Origin of the sequence: Chryseobacterium sp. CBSDS_008 (assembly GCF_049959325.1) — a bacterium.
Taxonomy (GTDB): Bacteria; Bacteroidota; Bacteroidia; order Flavobacteriales; family Weeksellaceae; genus Chryseobacterium.
Window position 1 is genome coordinate 3,030,521 of the sequence record NZ_CP188202.1, and the last position, 15,639, is coordinate 3,046,159.

Annotated in this window: 12 protein-coding genes and 1 riboswitch; of the genes, 1 reads left to right on the forward strand and 11 read right to left on the reverse strand. The window is 37.8% G+C overall.

Going from position 1 to position 15,639, the window contains the following annotated elements; genetic code table 11:
* Positions 1 to 12: 12 nt before the first annotated feature.
* A riboswitch (SAM riboswitch) is annotated at positions 13 to 118 on the reverse strand.
* A 92-nt stretch (positions 119 to 210) separates the two neighbouring features.
* The 3 genes from ACP3T3_RS13650 to ACP3T3_RS13660 all read right to left on the reverse strand — a co-directional run bounded on the left by ACP3T3_RS13650 (position 211) and on the right by ACP3T3_RS13660 (position 5,353).
* The gene (locus tag ACP3T3_RS13650; protein WP_426476393.1) at positions 211 to 3,048 is read right to left on the reverse strand and encodes an alpha-amylase family glycosyl hydrolase; all 2,838 of its coding nucleotides are present in this window, start codon (positions 3,046 to 3,048) and stop codon (positions 211 to 213) included.
* A gap of 319 nt (positions 3,049 to 3,367) precedes the next feature.
* Positions 3,368 to 3,652 carry a hypothetical protein gene (locus tag ACP3T3_RS13655; RefSeq protein WP_426476394.1) on the reverse strand — a complete coding sequence of 95 codons (285 nt, stop codon included), beginning with the start codon at positions 3,650 to 3,652 and terminating at the stop codon, positions 3,368 to 3,370.
* A gap of 93 nt (positions 3,653 to 3,745) precedes the next feature.
* A complete protein-coding gene (locus ACP3T3_RS13660) occupies positions 3,746 to 5,353 on the reverse strand; it encodes a fumarate hydratase (protein ID WP_426476395.1) in 1,608 nt (535 codons plus the stop codon).
* A 223-nt stretch (positions 5,354 to 5,576) separates the two neighbouring features.
* On the opposite strand from ACP3T3_RS13660, the gene fumC reads away from it, so the two are divergent.
* Positions 5,577 to 6,971, forward strand: coding sequence for a class II fumarate hydratase (fumC, locus tag ACP3T3_RS13665; RefSeq protein WP_426476396.1), 1,395 nt, complete (start codon positions 5,577 to 5,579; stop codon positions 6,969 to 6,971).
* Positions 6,972 to 7,047: 76 nt separating this feature from the next.
* Here the strand turns inward: fumC and ACP3T3_RS13670 are convergent, their stop codons facing one another.
* The 8 genes from ACP3T3_RS13670 to ACP3T3_RS13705 all read right to left on the reverse strand — a co-directional run bounded on the left by ACP3T3_RS13670 (position 7,048) and on the right by ACP3T3_RS13705 (position 15,637).
* Positions 7,048 to 7,959 (reverse strand): outer membrane beta-barrel protein, encoded by a 912-nt coding sequence (locus ACP3T3_RS13670; RefSeq protein ID WP_426476397.1) that lies wholly within the window; start codon positions 7,957 to 7,959, stop codon positions 7,048 to 7,050.
* A gap of 157 nt (positions 7,960 to 8,116) precedes the next feature.
* Entirely contained in the window at positions 8,117 to 8,716 is a 600-nt protein-coding gene (locus ACP3T3_RS13675) for a hypothetical protein (protein WP_426476398.1), read from the reverse strand.
* Positions 8,703 to 9,263 (reverse strand): RNA polymerase sigma factor, encoded by a 561-nt coding sequence (locus ACP3T3_RS13680; protein ID WP_426476399.1) that lies wholly within the window; start codon positions 9,261 to 9,263, stop codon positions 8,703 to 8,705. The genes ACP3T3_RS13675 and ACP3T3_RS13680 overlap by 14 nt, the downstream gene beginning before the upstream one ends.
* 337 nt (positions 9,264 to 9,600) lie before the next feature.
* On the reverse strand, positions 9,601 to 10,539 hold the full coding sequence (locus ACP3T3_RS13685) for a Dyp-type peroxidase (protein ID WP_426476400.1): 939 nt from the start codon (positions 10,537 to 10,539) through the stop codon (positions 9,601 to 9,603).
* A 17-nt stretch (positions 10,540 to 10,556) separates the two neighbouring features.
* A complete protein-coding gene (locus ACP3T3_RS13690; RefSeq protein ID WP_426476401.1) occupies positions 10,557 to 11,273 on the reverse strand; it encodes an ABC transporter ATP-binding protein in 717 nt (238 codons plus the stop codon).
* A 3-nt stretch (positions 11,274 to 11,276) separates the two neighbouring features.
* Positions 11,277 to 12,743 (reverse strand): DUF5687 family protein, encoded by a 1,467-nt coding sequence (locus ACP3T3_RS13695; RefSeq protein ID WP_426476402.1) that lies wholly within the window; start codon positions 12,741 to 12,743, stop codon positions 11,277 to 11,279.
* A gap of 74 nt (positions 12,744 to 12,817) precedes the next feature.
* A complete protein-coding gene (locus ACP3T3_RS13700) occupies positions 12,818 to 14,467 on the reverse strand; it encodes a DNA repair protein RecN (protein ID WP_426476403.1) in 1,650 nt (549 codons plus the stop codon).
* Positions 14,468 to 14,731: 264 nt separating this feature from the next.
* On the reverse strand, positions 14,732 to 15,637 hold the full coding sequence (locus ACP3T3_RS13705; protein WP_426476404.1) for a DUF4835 family protein: 906 nt from the start codon (positions 15,635 to 15,637) through the stop codon (positions 14,732 to 14,734).
* Positions 15,638 to 15,639: the final 2 nt, after the last annotated feature.

Genomic DNA, 15,639 nt, shown 5'->3' on the forward strand with positions numbered 1-15,639 from the left:
GAGTATTGACTTCACTTATCTCCCCCTAAGGGTTGGAATTAGCACCTTTACACTGCTGGAACCGTGCAGGTTGCTAAGGTTTCTTTGGGCCAAATCCCTCCACCTTTCTTGATAAATCTACTGCAAAAGTAGACTATTTTTTTAAATGTACAAAAAAGGCAAATCTGCTATACTGCAAATTTGCCTTTTTATAATTTTTATGATTTTATTTTATTGAGCAATCATCTTTTGAATGGCTATTCCTGTATCCGATTTCAGCTGTACCAGATACATTCCTGCAGGATAACTGATTTTCGCTTCAAACGTACCGTTTTCTTTGTTCAGTTTGAAAGAATCCAGTCTTTTACCCGTCATATCAAAAATTGAAATTTCTCCATTTTTCGCTTTGCTGAAAACCAGCTTAGCTATTCCGTTTCGAACCGGGTTATCTGCAATCTGAAGGGATAATTTGTTGGCAGCATTGGTATCTGCTGTTGACAAAGCGCCTGCATAATTTCCAAAGATTCTGAATTCTCCCGGTTGTAAAGTAATCGGAGCCGTTGTGGAGATTATATTTGAAATGCTGTTATCCATCAGGTTCTGCCACTGGCCCGCATAAGGGAAGTAAGGTACCACATTCTGTACGGAAGTAGTGTAATTGGCTAATACCACGACATTCTTTATTCCTGTTATAATAGCAGCGTCATACACATAGATTCTTGTGATCAGACCATTGGGGTCATTCGTAAGGTTATTGGATTCTATGCTGTATGTTTTAGATTTAAAAACCGGGTAGGTGTTTCTGATATTGATGATTTTAGCCCATGTATCGTAAACAGCCTTTCTGTTTGTATTGGTATCGTATCCTAACGTAAAAGCAACAGGTTTTTCATCTGTTCTGCATCCGCTGTCTATGGTACCGTTTGCACACCTGTTGATACTGAATTCATATCCTAATTCTCCAAACTGCCAGATCATTTTCGGGCCGGGAATGGTAAAGAAGGTTGCGCCGAAAGTTTTCATTCTTTCAAGAGCAGTATTCAGGTTTTTCACATTATAACTTCCGTTGACTGCCCCGTATGCAAGGTTTTTAAACATCAGCCTTTCTTCATCATGGCTTTCTCCATAGCCTACAGCACTCATATTGGTAAAACCGTGAAGACTATGGTTCATACGGTCGTAATTGCTGTTTTCCTGATATCCCATTGTATTCTGATTGTAAGGATCTGTCTGCTTATTCCAAAGCATAACACCTTTTCCTTCTGCTATTCTGTAGTTCGCCCACTGCTGTTCTTCCGCATCTGTTCCCAGGTGTTCGAATATCATGTAAGAGTTCGGATCGAGAGCCCATTGTCTGTCTGCATAGTGTTTCATGATATCTACTCTGTCCTGCTGATAGGCATTAGTGCAGACTTCATCGTTTTCAGAGCAACTTTGAGTAAATCCTTTGGTTAAATCCCAGCGGAATCCGTCTATGTGATATTCAGTCAGCCATTGCTGAAGACATCTTTCAACGTAATATTGCGTTGAAGGACTGGTATGGTTAAAATCATTAAATACATTGTAGGAGTGTTTCGGGACCTGATTGAAATAAGGATTGTTTGCCGCAACATCACCATAGCCGTCACCATCGGGATCTATATTCCAAAGTCTTACTAAAGGAGAGCGGCCGGTTGCATGATTAAATGCTACATCCAGAATCACGGCAATTCCGTTCTGGTGGCAGAGATCAACAAATTCTTTGAATTTTTCCGGAGTTCCATAAGCTTTGTCCAATGCATAATGGAAAGAAGTATTGTATCCCCAGGAAAGGTTTCCGTCGAATTCCATGATCGGCATTAATTCTATAGCATTGATTTTTAAATTCTTTAAATAAGTAATTTTATCAATCAATGACTGCCAGTTTTTTTCCTGTGTAAAGTCTCTCAATAATAATTCATAGACGACCAGATTTTCTTTTGCCGGCCGTTGAAAACTGGTCACCTGCCAGTTGTAAGCCGCCTGCCCTGTTTTAAATGTTGAAACTTCAAAACCCTGTCCGGCAGGAAATGCCGGTAAATTCGGATAGGTAGAAGCCGAAATCCATTGATCATCATAAGAAGACAAGATTTGAGGAGAATATGGATCTGCCACTTTTCTCAGATCGTTCGTTCTGTATTGGAAGGTATAGAGCTGCTGAGGAGTTAACCCGATTAATTCAATCCAGTACAAATCCGGATTTGTAGTATCTCTTTTCATCAAATAGGTATCATTCACCGCCCAGTTATTGAAACTTCCGATAACATGTACAAAACTTTTCCCCGGAGCATATAAGGCAAGCCCTACTTTGGTCTGATCTGTCGGGTGATAGTTAATTCCCTGTCTGATCCAGTTGGGTATTGCTTCAGAAACTACATTTCTCGGTACCTGTAAAATGAATGCTGCCGTTTTAGAATTGGTTCCCTGTGTGGCAACAAGTTCCATACTGGCATCCTGAGTAACGGTATAGTTATAAGAATAGGATTGTGATGGAGTTGTGGTAGAATTTACGACAGTTCCGTTGGCTTTTAACTGAAATGTTGCATTAACATTGGTTGCAGCGGTAATATTGATGGAATTTCCCACCGGGACAGAGGTCAGGCTATTTGCCAGAGGATTTGTAAGGTTTAAGCTTAAAATTCCTACGTTTACAAAAATATCGGGTGAAGTCTGATGGGCTCCTGTTTTATCTTTTAATAAAAACCCAAACCTGCCGATTCCTGTTCTTCCAAAGAAAGTGGTTGGAGTAAAAGTAAGTGAGTAACTGTCTGTTGCAGCATTATAATTCAGTTTATTCAGATCGTTGGAATTATTCCAGCTCCCATTGGTAGGGCAATCCTGGCTGTTCTGATAATTGGTGTCAAAAGACCAGGTCCAGATATAAATCGCATTATTGGAAACACCCCATGCAGATTCATCAATCTGACTTCCGGGAACCGTAAGCGTAACGGCATCGGTTTCATTGAACGGATTGGGTGTAATGGTATAATTGATCTGTCCAAAAACAAATAATGTAATCAACAGAAAAACAACAGAATATATTTTTTTCATTGTTTATTTTTTATCGAATATAATATTATTTTTCTTTCATAGCCACTATTTTCGATCTGCCTTTATCAAATATTTCAATTTCCCGGAAAAAAATAAAAAAAGACGCATGAATAATGATCAGGAATCATTTGGCACTGATGAAGAAATTATGATCAAAGAATGTGCAATAGTTGTGGCTGTAAAGAAATATGAGTATCTCCTGAAAGACTGAGAAATAATAAATAGAAAAACCGCTTAAAATACATTAAGCGGTTTATATATATTGTTTTGCTTTGATATTACTTTTTCAGAATTCAGGTGAAAAAGCAATGACAATCAATTAATGATGATGTCCGTGATCGTGTAGGAAAGGTCCGTTTCCTTTAGGCTCGCTATAGATAACCTCTACGCCTTCCTGTTCAGAAACAAGCTTTCTTCTGACATCTTCAGGGTCGAAAGGCTTTACTTTTCCGAAATATTCTTTTAAACCTTCAGTTAGCCACATTGGAATTACCAATCCGAAGAACATGAAAATACACCAGAATCCTACTAAGAACATAGTAATGAAGAATATAGTCCATAGGAACTGGTAGAACGGCCAAAATGCTGATAAAATCGTTATCATTCTCTTAAAGATTTTAGGCAAAAATAGAACTTTTTTCCTTTTTACACAAAAGATCAGTGTTCTATTTTGTTATTTATTTTAATTTTAAACTAATTAGTGGGCAAGATCTGCAAAGAAATCGTTGCCTTTATCATCGGTAATGATGAATGCAGGGAAGTCTTTTACCTCAATTTTTCTTACGGCTTCCATTCCTAATTCAGGGAAGTCCACTACATCTACAGACACAATATTGTCTTTGGCAAGAATAGCAGCCGGTCCTCCGATAGATCCGAGATAGAAACCTCCGTATTTGTTACATGCATTGGTCACATCTTTGCTTCTGTTTCCTTTTGCCAGCATGATCATACTTCCGCCGTGGCTTTGGAATTCGTCTACATAAACGTCCATTCTTCCGGCAGTAGTAGGCCCGAAACTTCCTGAAGCCATTCCTTCCGGAGTTTTTGCAGGTCCTGCATAATAGATCGGGTGGTTTTTGAAATAGTCCGGCATTGGTTTCCCGCTGTCGATAATTTCTTTGATTTTTGCGTGAGCGATATCTCTTGCAACAATCAGGGTTCCGTTCAGTTTTAATCTTGTTTTGATCGGATATTTGGAAAGCTCTGCAAGAATTTCCGGCATTGGTTTGTTCAGGTTGATCTCAACAGCTTCTTCCAGATGTGGAGGGGTATCGGGTAAGAATCTTTTCGGATCCTGCTCCAATTGCTCAAGGAAGATTCCTTCTTTTGTGATCTTTCCTTTGATATTTCTGTCTGCAGAACAGGAAACTCCCATTCCTACCGGACAAGATGCCGCGTGTCTTGGAAGTCTGATCACTCGTACGTCGTGAGTAAGGTATTTACCTCCAAACTGAGCCCCAATTGCACTTTCCTGACAGATTTTCTGAACTTTAGCTTCCCACTCAAGGTCTCTGAAAGCCTGTCCGGCCTCATTCCCTTCTGTTGGAAGATGGTCGTAATATTTTGCTGAAGCTTTTTTCACTGCAGCAAGATTGGCTTCTGCTGAAGTTCCTCCGATTACCAACGCTAAGTGGTAGGGCGGGCAGGCAGCCGTTCCAAGGTCTGAGATTCTTTCTTTAACGAATTCTTCAAGGGATTTCTCGTTCAATAAAGATTTCGTCTTTTGGTATAAAAATGTTTTATTGGCTGAACCTCCTCCTTTTGTTAAGAATAAAAATTCATAGTAATCTCCTTTTTTAGCATAGATATCAATCTGTGCAGGAAGGTTAGAACCTGAATTCTTTTCATCAAACATGGTTAAAGGAACCACTTGAGAATATCTTAAGTTTCTTTTCTGATAGGTATTGAAAATTCCTTTGCTCAGGTATTCGCCATCATCTACTCCCGTATATACATTTTCTCCCTTTTTCCCCATTACGATAGCTGTACCTGTATCCTGGCAGGAAGGAAGAGCTCCTTCCACAGCTACTGCAGCGTTTTGCAAAAGATTATAAGCAACGAATCTGTCATTATCTGTAGCTTCAGGATCATCAATAATTCTTCTAAGGCTTTCAAGGTGTGAAGAACGAAGCATGAAAGAAACATCTGCCATCGCTTCTTCAGCTAATAACTCCAGTCCTTTCGGATCTACTGTTAAAATTTCTCTGTCACCCAGTTTTTCAACCTTTACATAATCTGATGTAAGCTTCTTGTACACCGTATCATCTTTCTGAATAGGATACGGATCCTGATATCTAAAATCCATTCAATTTTTGTTTGTACAAAAATACGTCCTCCTCTAAAAATATGAGTAAAATCAGTCACTTAAATCGATATTTATAATGATTATAAATTGGAGGTTTCTGAGTTTATAAGTACCTTTATAAAAGCTAAATAAATCAAACCAAAATATTATTTCTTTCATTAAACATGAATAATGTCAACAATTTTTTATGGCTAAAAATAAGATCATACAAATTTCAACCACTATGAATTACAGAATAGAAAAAGACACCATGGGAGAAGTGCAGGTACCTGCAGATAAGCTTTGGGGTGCACAGACGGAACGTTCCAGAAACAATTTCAAAATAGGACCTGAAGGCTCAATGCCGCACGAAATCATTGAAGCTTTTGCTTATCTGAAGAAGGCTGCCGCTTATACCAACACTGATCTGGGCGTACTTTCTGCGGAAAAAAGAGATATGATTGCTAAAGTATGTGATGAAATTCTGGAAGGAAAACTTAATGACCAGTTTCCATTGGTGATCTGGCAAACGGGTTCCGGAACGCAGTCGAATATGAATGTGAATGAAGTAGTTTCAAACAGAGCTCACGTCAATAACGGAGGAACTTTAGGTGAAAAATCTGAAATTCACCCGAATGACGATGTGAATAAATCCCAGTCATCCAATGATACTTATCCAACTGCCATGCACATTGCTGCTTATACAAAGGTGGTGGAAGTAACAATCCCGGCTGTAGAAAAACTAAAAAATACGCTGGCTGAAAAGTCAAAAGCATTCAAAGATGTGGTAAAAATCGGTAGAACCCATTTGATGGATGCTACTCCACTTACTTTGGGACAGGAATTTTCCGGGTATGTGGCTCAATTGGAATTCGGGTTGAGAGCTTTAAAAAATACATTACCTCACCTTTCTGAACTGGCTTTGGGAGGAACGGCTGTAGGTACAGGATTGAATACACCTAACGGGTATGATGTAAAAGTAGCTGAATATATTGCCCAATTTACCAATCATCCTTTTATCACTGCAGAAAATAAATTTGAAGCTCTTGCTGCTCATGATGCGATTGTTGAATCTCACGGAGCTTTAAAACAGCTTGCCGTTTCTTTATATAAAATTGCACAGGATATCAGATTGCTGGCATCGGGCCCACGTTCCGGAATCGGAGAAATTCATATTCCTGAAAATGAACCGGGATCGTCTATTATGCCAGGGAAAGTAAATCCTACCCAGAATGAAGCCATGACGATGGTTTGTGCACAGGTTTTAGGAAATGATACAACCATTTCTTTTGCCGGAACCCAGGGAAATTATGAGCTGAATGTTTTCAAACCGGTAATGGCTTACAATTTCCTGCAATCTGCCCAATTGATTGCTGATGCATGTATTTCTTTCAATGACCACTGTGCGGTAGGTATTGAACCGAATCATGAGAGAATTAAAGAGCTTGTAGACAAATCATTAATGCTTGTTACGGCTTTAAATACTCATATCGGATATGAAAATGCGGCTAAAATTGCAAAAACGGCCCATAAAAACGGAACTACGTTGAAAGAAGAGGCCATCAATCTCGGTCTCTTAACTGCTGAACAGTTTGACGAATGGGTAAAACCTGAAGATATGGTAGGAAGTTTAAAATAATGATTCTATAACTGATACAATGCAAAAACTCCGGGAGCCTTTCCCGGAGTTTTTCGTTTTGTTATCAACAATATATTTAATCTAATCCGATGGCCAGGCCGAATATCAGCGCTTTATCATTTTTGAAATAACTGTCTTTAAAGAAGTTGCTGAAATCTTTTTTAACAAAGAGACTGAAGCTGTTGTATGAGACCGTAATCTGTGCTCCGTATACAAAAGGATTCACCTGATAATTTCCGCGGTCCCGGGTTTCGCCGTCTATTCCTTTTACAATATTGTTGGTTGACATTTTTACACCTCCATATACATTGGCTCCAATTTTAAATCCGTTGTAATAGCTGCGGTATTTGATATCCATCCCGGCATTTTTAAGCTTGGAGAAATTATACTGTACCCCGAGAGGAACCATAATATATCCTGTTCTCAGCTTGCTTTTATCCAGATTTTCATTAGCCTGAACCAAAGCAACTCCCTGATTAGCATTTCTTATAAACATCATGTTGTTATCCGCTCTTACCGTTCTCCATGAGAATCCTAATCCTGAAGTAATGGCCCACGGACTTGTTCTGCTAAGCTGGTAATTCAGTTTCAGACCAAATTCCAGATTATTGGCAAATCCGATATTTTTATCCAGTTCGTTATCCTGAGAGCTGTTTGTCAAAGTCATAATTCCGTAAGAAAAATATCCTGTAAAGCTTCTGCTGGGACGGAATTTTTTCAACAGTTTCTCTTTGAGCTCTTCTTTCGAAGTAACATCTGTATTCAAAAGTGAATACCTTACCTGCTTCTGAATGACATCATCCAGATCAAACCCAAGTTCTTCAATTCTTTTATTCATTTTCTCGGAATAACGGTCTGCAATCTGAGCTTTTTCCCTGTCAAAATCTGCTTTATCAAGGTTTCTGGCCTGCAAAACCACCAATTCTTCTTCCATAAGCTTTTTTTCTTCCTGAATAATGGTATTAATTTTTGTAGCATATTCTTCCACTTTCTCTTTTACAATCGGGCTTACCTCCGTATCTTTTTAGAAGAAAGGTTAATATTTAAAGTTTTCTGTGCATAGATTGACGCTGAAAAAAGCATAGCAATCCCATTACGATTAATTTCTTGATCATATTATTAATTTTTATTTTTTTTCGGACAAATTATCTTGCATTTAAATCAATAGTAGTAGCCACATTACTTCCATCCTTTGTTTTTTCGATGACATCTTTGTGCTCTACTGAGAAAAGAAGTGTAGAAGGATCTACATATTTTTTCTTTTTAGCCGGAGTTTTTAAAGAATCGGCTTTTGCCATCAGTTTAGGATTCGAAAGCTGAGGAAGCTCCAGTTTAGTTTCTTTAGGAATAAGTTTATTCTGAACTATTGCCACAGCAGAAATCACTTCTTCTTTATCCGGGGAAAGTGTTTTCTTTACTTCCTTTTTATCATTATTCTCAACTGCCACCTGAGGAGTATTCTGAACCGGATCTTTTACGATTTCTTCTGGAGTGCTCTTTTCTGTTTTCTTTACCATTTTCGGTTGAATCTCTGAAGGCTGATTAAGAAAAAACAGAACACTTCCCAAACTGAATGTCAACATCAAACATGCAGCCACTAAAAACCAGTTTACTTTTGATTTGGGACGAGTATTATTTCTGTTATGAACCTCTATTTCAGACCACAGATCGCGGCTTGGAGCAATCTCTCTTTCCTCAATCTGATGTTTGATCTGATGTTCAATATTATCTTTAAACGTTTTCATTTTTCACTTTTTTTTGTTGTTGAAAGTAGATCTTTCTTAATTTCTCTTTAGCTCTGAACAGCTGTGTCTTACTGACTGCAACTGAGATCTGCAATGTATCAGCAATTTCCTGATGAGAATAATTTTCCAGCACATAGAGGTTAAAAACCATCCTGTAGGCATCAGGCAGCTGATCCAAAAGGTCCTGCGCATTAAAATCACAGTCAATCTCCGGTTCGTGAATGTCTTCGTGAAAAGATGGATTGATTTCGTCCAGATAGAAAACCGTTTTATGGCTTTTGATAAAATTCAGGCATTCATTCACTACAATTCTTCTCGCCCAGCTTTCCAGATTCGATTCTTCCCTGAAGCTTTCTATGTGTCTGAAAATTTTACAGAATGCTTTGATGAGACAATCTTCTGCCTGATACAAATCGCTCACATAGCTTTTGCTTACACTCAGAAATTTCTTTACATTCTGTTCATAGAAAACCTTCTGTGCAGCCGGATCCTGTTTCTTCAGGAGGCTCAATAAATCATTCTTTTTATTTCCGAACAAAAGTTTCATGCTTATCTGTTTCTATACTAAAGACAATGAAAACAAAAAAAGGTTACAATTTTTTGAAAAAATTTTATTTATCGTTTATTTTAATTTTTCAGAATAATTTAAATCCGAATAATAAAAAACGCAAAGGCTTCATTTTCAAGGTGCAGAATTTAAGGCAGCCAAAATTTAGCAGATGAAATCTGGTCTGAAGCATGGGCTTAATTATCCGTATTTCTTTGCTTCCTTAAATAGAAATAATATGCATTTTCTTTGCGTGTTTTAACTATTATGGATTGTACAAAAAAGTTTAAACAGTTTCTATATTAAAAAAGCTGCCTGAATAAGACAGCTTTGCACTTTATCCTGAGAATTCATCAAGCATATTTCTGGTAGGAACAAAGAAAAGCGTTCCGGTAACTGCCATGCTGAAATCTAAAATCCTGTCATAATTTCCCGGCGGATCACCTATAAACATATTGGTCAACATTTTTTTGGTTGTCGTAAATGTGCTTGAATAGGCAATAAAATAGGTTCCAAACTCATTCGAGGAAGGGCTTCCAAAGGGCATATTATCTCTGACAATTTTCAATTCTTCTCCATTCTCACCTTCAATGTTGGCTAAGGCAATATGAGAGTTTGAAGGTTTTACATCATCAGACATTTCAATATCATTTTCCTTAGATCTTCCGATTACCTTTTCCTGATCTTCCGTGGACAACCCTTTCCAGGCAGCCATATTGTTAAGATATTTCTGAACGAAAAGATAACTTCCGCCTTTATACTGAAGGTCTTCATCGCCAATTTTAGCAAAATAATCACGGTCATCACCATGGGGATTTTCTGTTCCGTCTACAAAACCAAGAATAGAACGTGCGTCCCAATATTTAAATCCGTGAATCTCCAAAATGCTTTCTGCCACAGAGCTCAGTAAATTTGATATTTCAATTCCCATATCAAAGATCAGACTTTTATTATCTGCTCTTAAGTGAAAATGAAGGTCTCCGGGAGTAGAAACAGCAGTATGTTTTATTCCTTTTATTTCTTCAAAACTGACTAATTCCTTAGGCATAGGTGTTGGAAGCTCCAGTTTTCTCCATGCTTCAGCACCGATTCCCATTACGCAGCTTGCTCTGCTGTCCGGAAACCTGTTGAAAACGGAATTATTAAGATTTAGTACCAAAGCACACAGCTGCTGAAAAACATCTTTCAGCTGTGGACTGTCATGAAGTTTCCAGACCATGAAAATAGTATTGCTATTTGGATAGTCCGTTACGTTCTGTGACTCTATCGAATTCATATCACTTTTTTGTGGTACTAAATATCCGAAATTGAAACCTGATCTGCAAAATATTGTTCCAGATCTTTTAAAGTTTCAGGGTTGGTCTGAATATCTTTTACCAAAAGACCTTTGTTCACCACGACAATTCTGTTGCAGACTTCTGTGGTATGGGAAAGATCATGACTGGATATCAGAAAGGTAACACCATCCTGTTTTGATAATTCTTTAATCAGGTTTTTAAGTTTGATCTGCGTAGAAGGATCCAGGTTGGCAAAAGGCTCATCAAGGATAATAATCTCAGGGTTTCCGATGATGGCGCCTACGATTCCTACTTTCTTCTGATTTCCTTTTGAAAGGTCGCGGATATATTTTCCGGACTTCAGGATTTCGCCATTGAAAAAATCATGAAAAGGCTTCAGAAATTCGTCTACAGAGGCTTTGTTCTGGCCCCTCAGCTCTCCAATGAAGTAAAAATATTCCTCCGGAGTAAGATAACCGATGAGAAAGGTATCGTCTACGAAAGCTGATACTTTATTTTTCCAGGCTTCAGATTCATTGACCTTAATTCCGTCAATGCTTACAAATCCTGTACTAGCCTGGATCAAATCCAGCATCAGGCTGAAAAGGGTTGTTTTTCCTGCTCCGTTATTTCCTACAAGACCAAATGTTTCCCCGTTTGGTATTTCAAGATGTTCAATATTAAGAACCGTTGCTTTTCCGTATGTTTTGGATAAATTTTGTATGTTGATCATGGCTTAACCTTTATTTTTAAATGCATCAAGTGTGCTGTATTTTTCTTTTTTATAGTGTTTGACAATGATCCCGAAAATCTTTTCTCTCATAAAGAATCCGATGATCCCAATAATAGCAATGCTTATTACTCCTCCCGTAATTCCTGTGAAATATTTTGCCAGCGCAAATACTCCCATAGGAAGAAGCATTTTAGGAATCAGTAAAAGTATAGCCACCATATTAAAGCTCCCTTTCTGCCCCAGTCTTTTCTCTTTTGAATTCAAGTCGATCTGAGTTTTGTTGAATGCTCCCGACCATAGGGTAAACTGGGAATTCACTCCAATATTGTATAATCCTGCGGCAAAGAATGTAATATAAACTTCCCAGCCAAAATAAGCATAGCAAAGCGCTACAATGATAGAAATACCCGTTACAATATTCATCAGCCACCATTTTGCTTTTAAATATTCTTTGTAAGGTACATTCAGGGTCATCATCAAAGGATAATATGAACTGTCAAAAGCAGGCACCCTTTGTCCGAACAGAAACTGGAAACCTCCTGTTACAAAAAGTCCCATAAACATCATCATAGCCGGAGTTTTGTAGAGTGAAGAACTAAACATCAGCAACCCATAGAACAGAAACATAAAGCTGCCCAGCAGAATGCCTTTGGTTACTTTATTTCTTCTCAGCATTTTGATATCATTATTGATAAAGGTGCCGGTCACTCCGTATTTATTCAGGAAAGCGATATTCTCTGTTTTCCCTACTGTTTTCTTGGCCTCAAGCCCCTGATCAAGATAAAATTCCTGACGAAGGTAACGGAAACATAACCACCACAATATCACAAATAAAGCAACAGGAATGAGTGTAAAATAAGGTTTTTCATAAAAGCTGAAGAAAACCGCCTCAGAATAAGACAGAACTGGGATCATATTGTAATATGCCAGCGCTCCTATCACCAGGAAGCACACTCCTATGGCCACAGCCAGGGTTTCTTTACCGTTGAAGAAAATATTGATGAAATTATTCAGGTACAGTAATGAAATCACTCCTACAAGCCACACCACTACTCCTGAAATACTATATCCGTTATATAAAGCAATCAGTGAAAATGTAATAAAGAATAAAGAACTCAGCCAGCTGAAAGCGGAAAGGAAAGTTTTGGACAGCATATAATTGACCAGTGTATTCTTCCTGATATTCATGGTAAGGAAGGGTTTAATATTCTGTGTAGGGATTTCCTGCCAGAGATATTTAAGAACAAGATCAATAATCCAAGCTACAATCATGAATTTTGAAACTACCTGTAAAGGATTCTGATGCATTTCCTCCTGAATATAGAAAAAGGCAGCAAAGGCACCCCCTACAAGACAACCTATGAAGTAAAGTATTCCTATGAAACGGAGGATTTTCATGGTCAGATTGATCCCTAAAGAAGTACCACGAAAAAAGCTTTTGATTTCAAGCCCAAGGAACTTTAGAAACATATTTTAGTTTTTTATATTAGTAAATATAATGCAAAATATGTTACAAATTTTTAGGAAAAAATAGTATTTTACAATTATCCGATAAGTTCTTTTGCCTGTGCTAAGGCAGCTTCCGTAATTTTACTTCCGGAAAGCAATTGGGCAATTTCGTTCAGCTTTTCTTCGCTGGTCAAAGGAATAATGGTAGATTGTGTTCTGCCAGAAATATCCTGTTTTACCACTTTATAGTTATCATTTCCTTTGGCAGCTACCTGTGCGAGGTGGGAAATAACAATCAGCTGCATATCTTCGGACATTTCTCTCATAAGATTTCCAATCTCTTCAGCTACTTTTCCTGAAACTCCGGTGTCTATTTCGTCCAGAATAAGGGTTGGAAGCTCATCACTTTCTGCAATGATCTTCTTTACAGCAAGCATTACTCTTGATCTTTCTCCTCCGGAAATAGCCGTCTGAATTGGCCTTAAAGGGAACCCTGAATTGGCCTGGAACAACAGCTGGATATTTTCTTTTCCAAACGGATTGAATTCATCAGCATCCTGTAACTCTATATCCACCTTTGCTTTTTCCAGTCCTAATTTCTTGAGAAGGCTTTCAGCTTTTTTGATGAAAACCGGAATATTTTTATGTCTGTTCTTGGAAAGCTTTGCAACAAGACTCTGAAGCGTTTTTTCTTTTTGAGAAATATTTTCTTCTGTTTCTTCAATCTGTAATTCTAGGTCTGAGGCTCCTTTCTGATCTCCTGCCAGCTGATTTCTGATCTCGATCAGTTCATTAAGGTCTGAAACATTATGTTTCAGGAATAAAGCGTTGATTTTATTATTAAGATCGGTAAGGTATACCAGATTTTCCGGATTGATTTCAACTCTTTCCGCTTCATGTTCAAGTTCGGAAATGATATCTTTAAGTTCTACAAAAGAAGTTTCCAGCCTTTCGTCAAGTTCTGCAAAACTGGTAGAAACTTCAGAAATTTTAGACAGCTTATTGGTGGCCTCGTTAAAGAATGACAGAATTCCTATTTCTTCCTGATGGAACCTCGATAGAATCTGACCAATATTTTCGGAGATCATTCCTGCATTTTCCTGAATGGAAAGCTGATTCTGAATATCTTCATAATCAACATCATCAAGCTTCAGCTCTTCTAATTCGTTGAGTAAAAATTCTTTATAATCGCTTTCTTTATTGAATTCTGAAAGCTGGGTTTTCAATTTTTTCAACAACAATTTCAGTGTTTGAAATTCAGAAAACTCCTGTTGATACTCTTCAATGATCTTTTTATTTTCAGAAAACCCGTCAATAATTTTAAACTGATATTCTGAGGTAAAAAGATTGGATGTTTCAAACTGGGAATGGATATCGATCAGCTGTGAAGAAAGTTCTTTAAGAATATCCAGTGTTACCGGTACATCGTTGATAAATGCACGCGATTTCCCTGAAGGAAGGATTTCTCTCCTGATTATGGTCTGAAGCTCGTAATCCAGGTCATTTTCAATAAAGAATTTCTTAAACTGATTGTTGAGAGAAAATTCGGTTTCCACTACACTTTTCTCTTCGGCTTTGGCGATAGATTTTACATCGGCCCTTTCTCCTAAAATAAGTCGCAGAGCTCCCAAAATAATAGATTTCCCGGCTCCGGTTTCTCCGGTAATCACCTGTAAACCATTTTTCAATGATACTTCAAGGGTATCAATCAGGGCAAAGTTTTTAATATAAATTCTCGAAAGCATTGATAGTCCGGGTTATAATCCAATTTGAGTTTGAACTGTAAAAATAAGTTTTTTTTCATTCTTGTCCGATTAATTAAAGCATAATTAATAGGTCGCCCCTCCGGAGTTATTTTTTTTACAGAGACTTCACTTTTTTCTATTAACAGTAGGTCCCGATGGGATCAAGTCCAGTTCCTATGGAAGCTAACTGCTAATAGGACGTATTTGTTTAAAATTATTGCGCGCTCATCAATAATACGATCTTTAAAACTTATTCAAGAGTTCCTAAACTCTCCATTTATTCCACTTATTGTCTATATTCTTTGGCGAGAGGATAATCATATTCTGCTTAAGATCATTGAGAATTAAACCTCCGTTATTTCCGGAATTGAAAATATTGAATATTTCGTCACTTTTGGTATCCATGAACAGATTAAAGAAAAATGCCTGCTGGAAACTGTTTTCATACATTTTCAGCTGCATCAGAGCATCAAAAATCACTTTTTTCCCGGCAGTCTGATCCTGGTTGAAAAGGTTATCCAGTCCTGCTCTATGATACGTATAAATGGTAGAACGCAGCTGGCTCCAGTTAGGGTTCATGATTTCATTAATCAGAATAGAACGGCTTCTCGGCTCGTTGATGGTATTCCAGCCTTCATAATTTCTGTTTTGGGAATTCTGGGCGATCTGCTGTGCTTTTGCATACCATTGAGATCCACCCATAGACTGGAAGCTGTCGGCATCCATCCCCAGAATCACATAAATATAGAAACTGATCACATCCGTAAGATTCTTCCCGGAGAATTGTCTTTCATTGAAAATAAGACTCTCATTTTCAATATATTCAAAAGCAAACCTCTGGTCCTGGAGATTCAGTAATGGAGATTCATATGTTGTGTTATAAACCGGTCTTACAGCCTGGATGACAATAGTTCCCTTGAATTTATTAACGTCTCTTTCAGAAATAACAATAGAAAAAGCACATTTTATTTTTTCAAAATTCTGAAGCCTTTTGCCTGTCCAGCTTGTATTATTGATAAAGTCCCGGAGGCTTTTTTCCAACGCTTTATAGGCCTGCTGGTTACTTCCTCCCAACTGTTTGGAGTTTACCTGTACCGTGGACAGCAGTTCCTGAGAAAAACTTTGGGTGTATATAAAAAACAGAAAAAATAAACTTATAATTTTTTTCATTG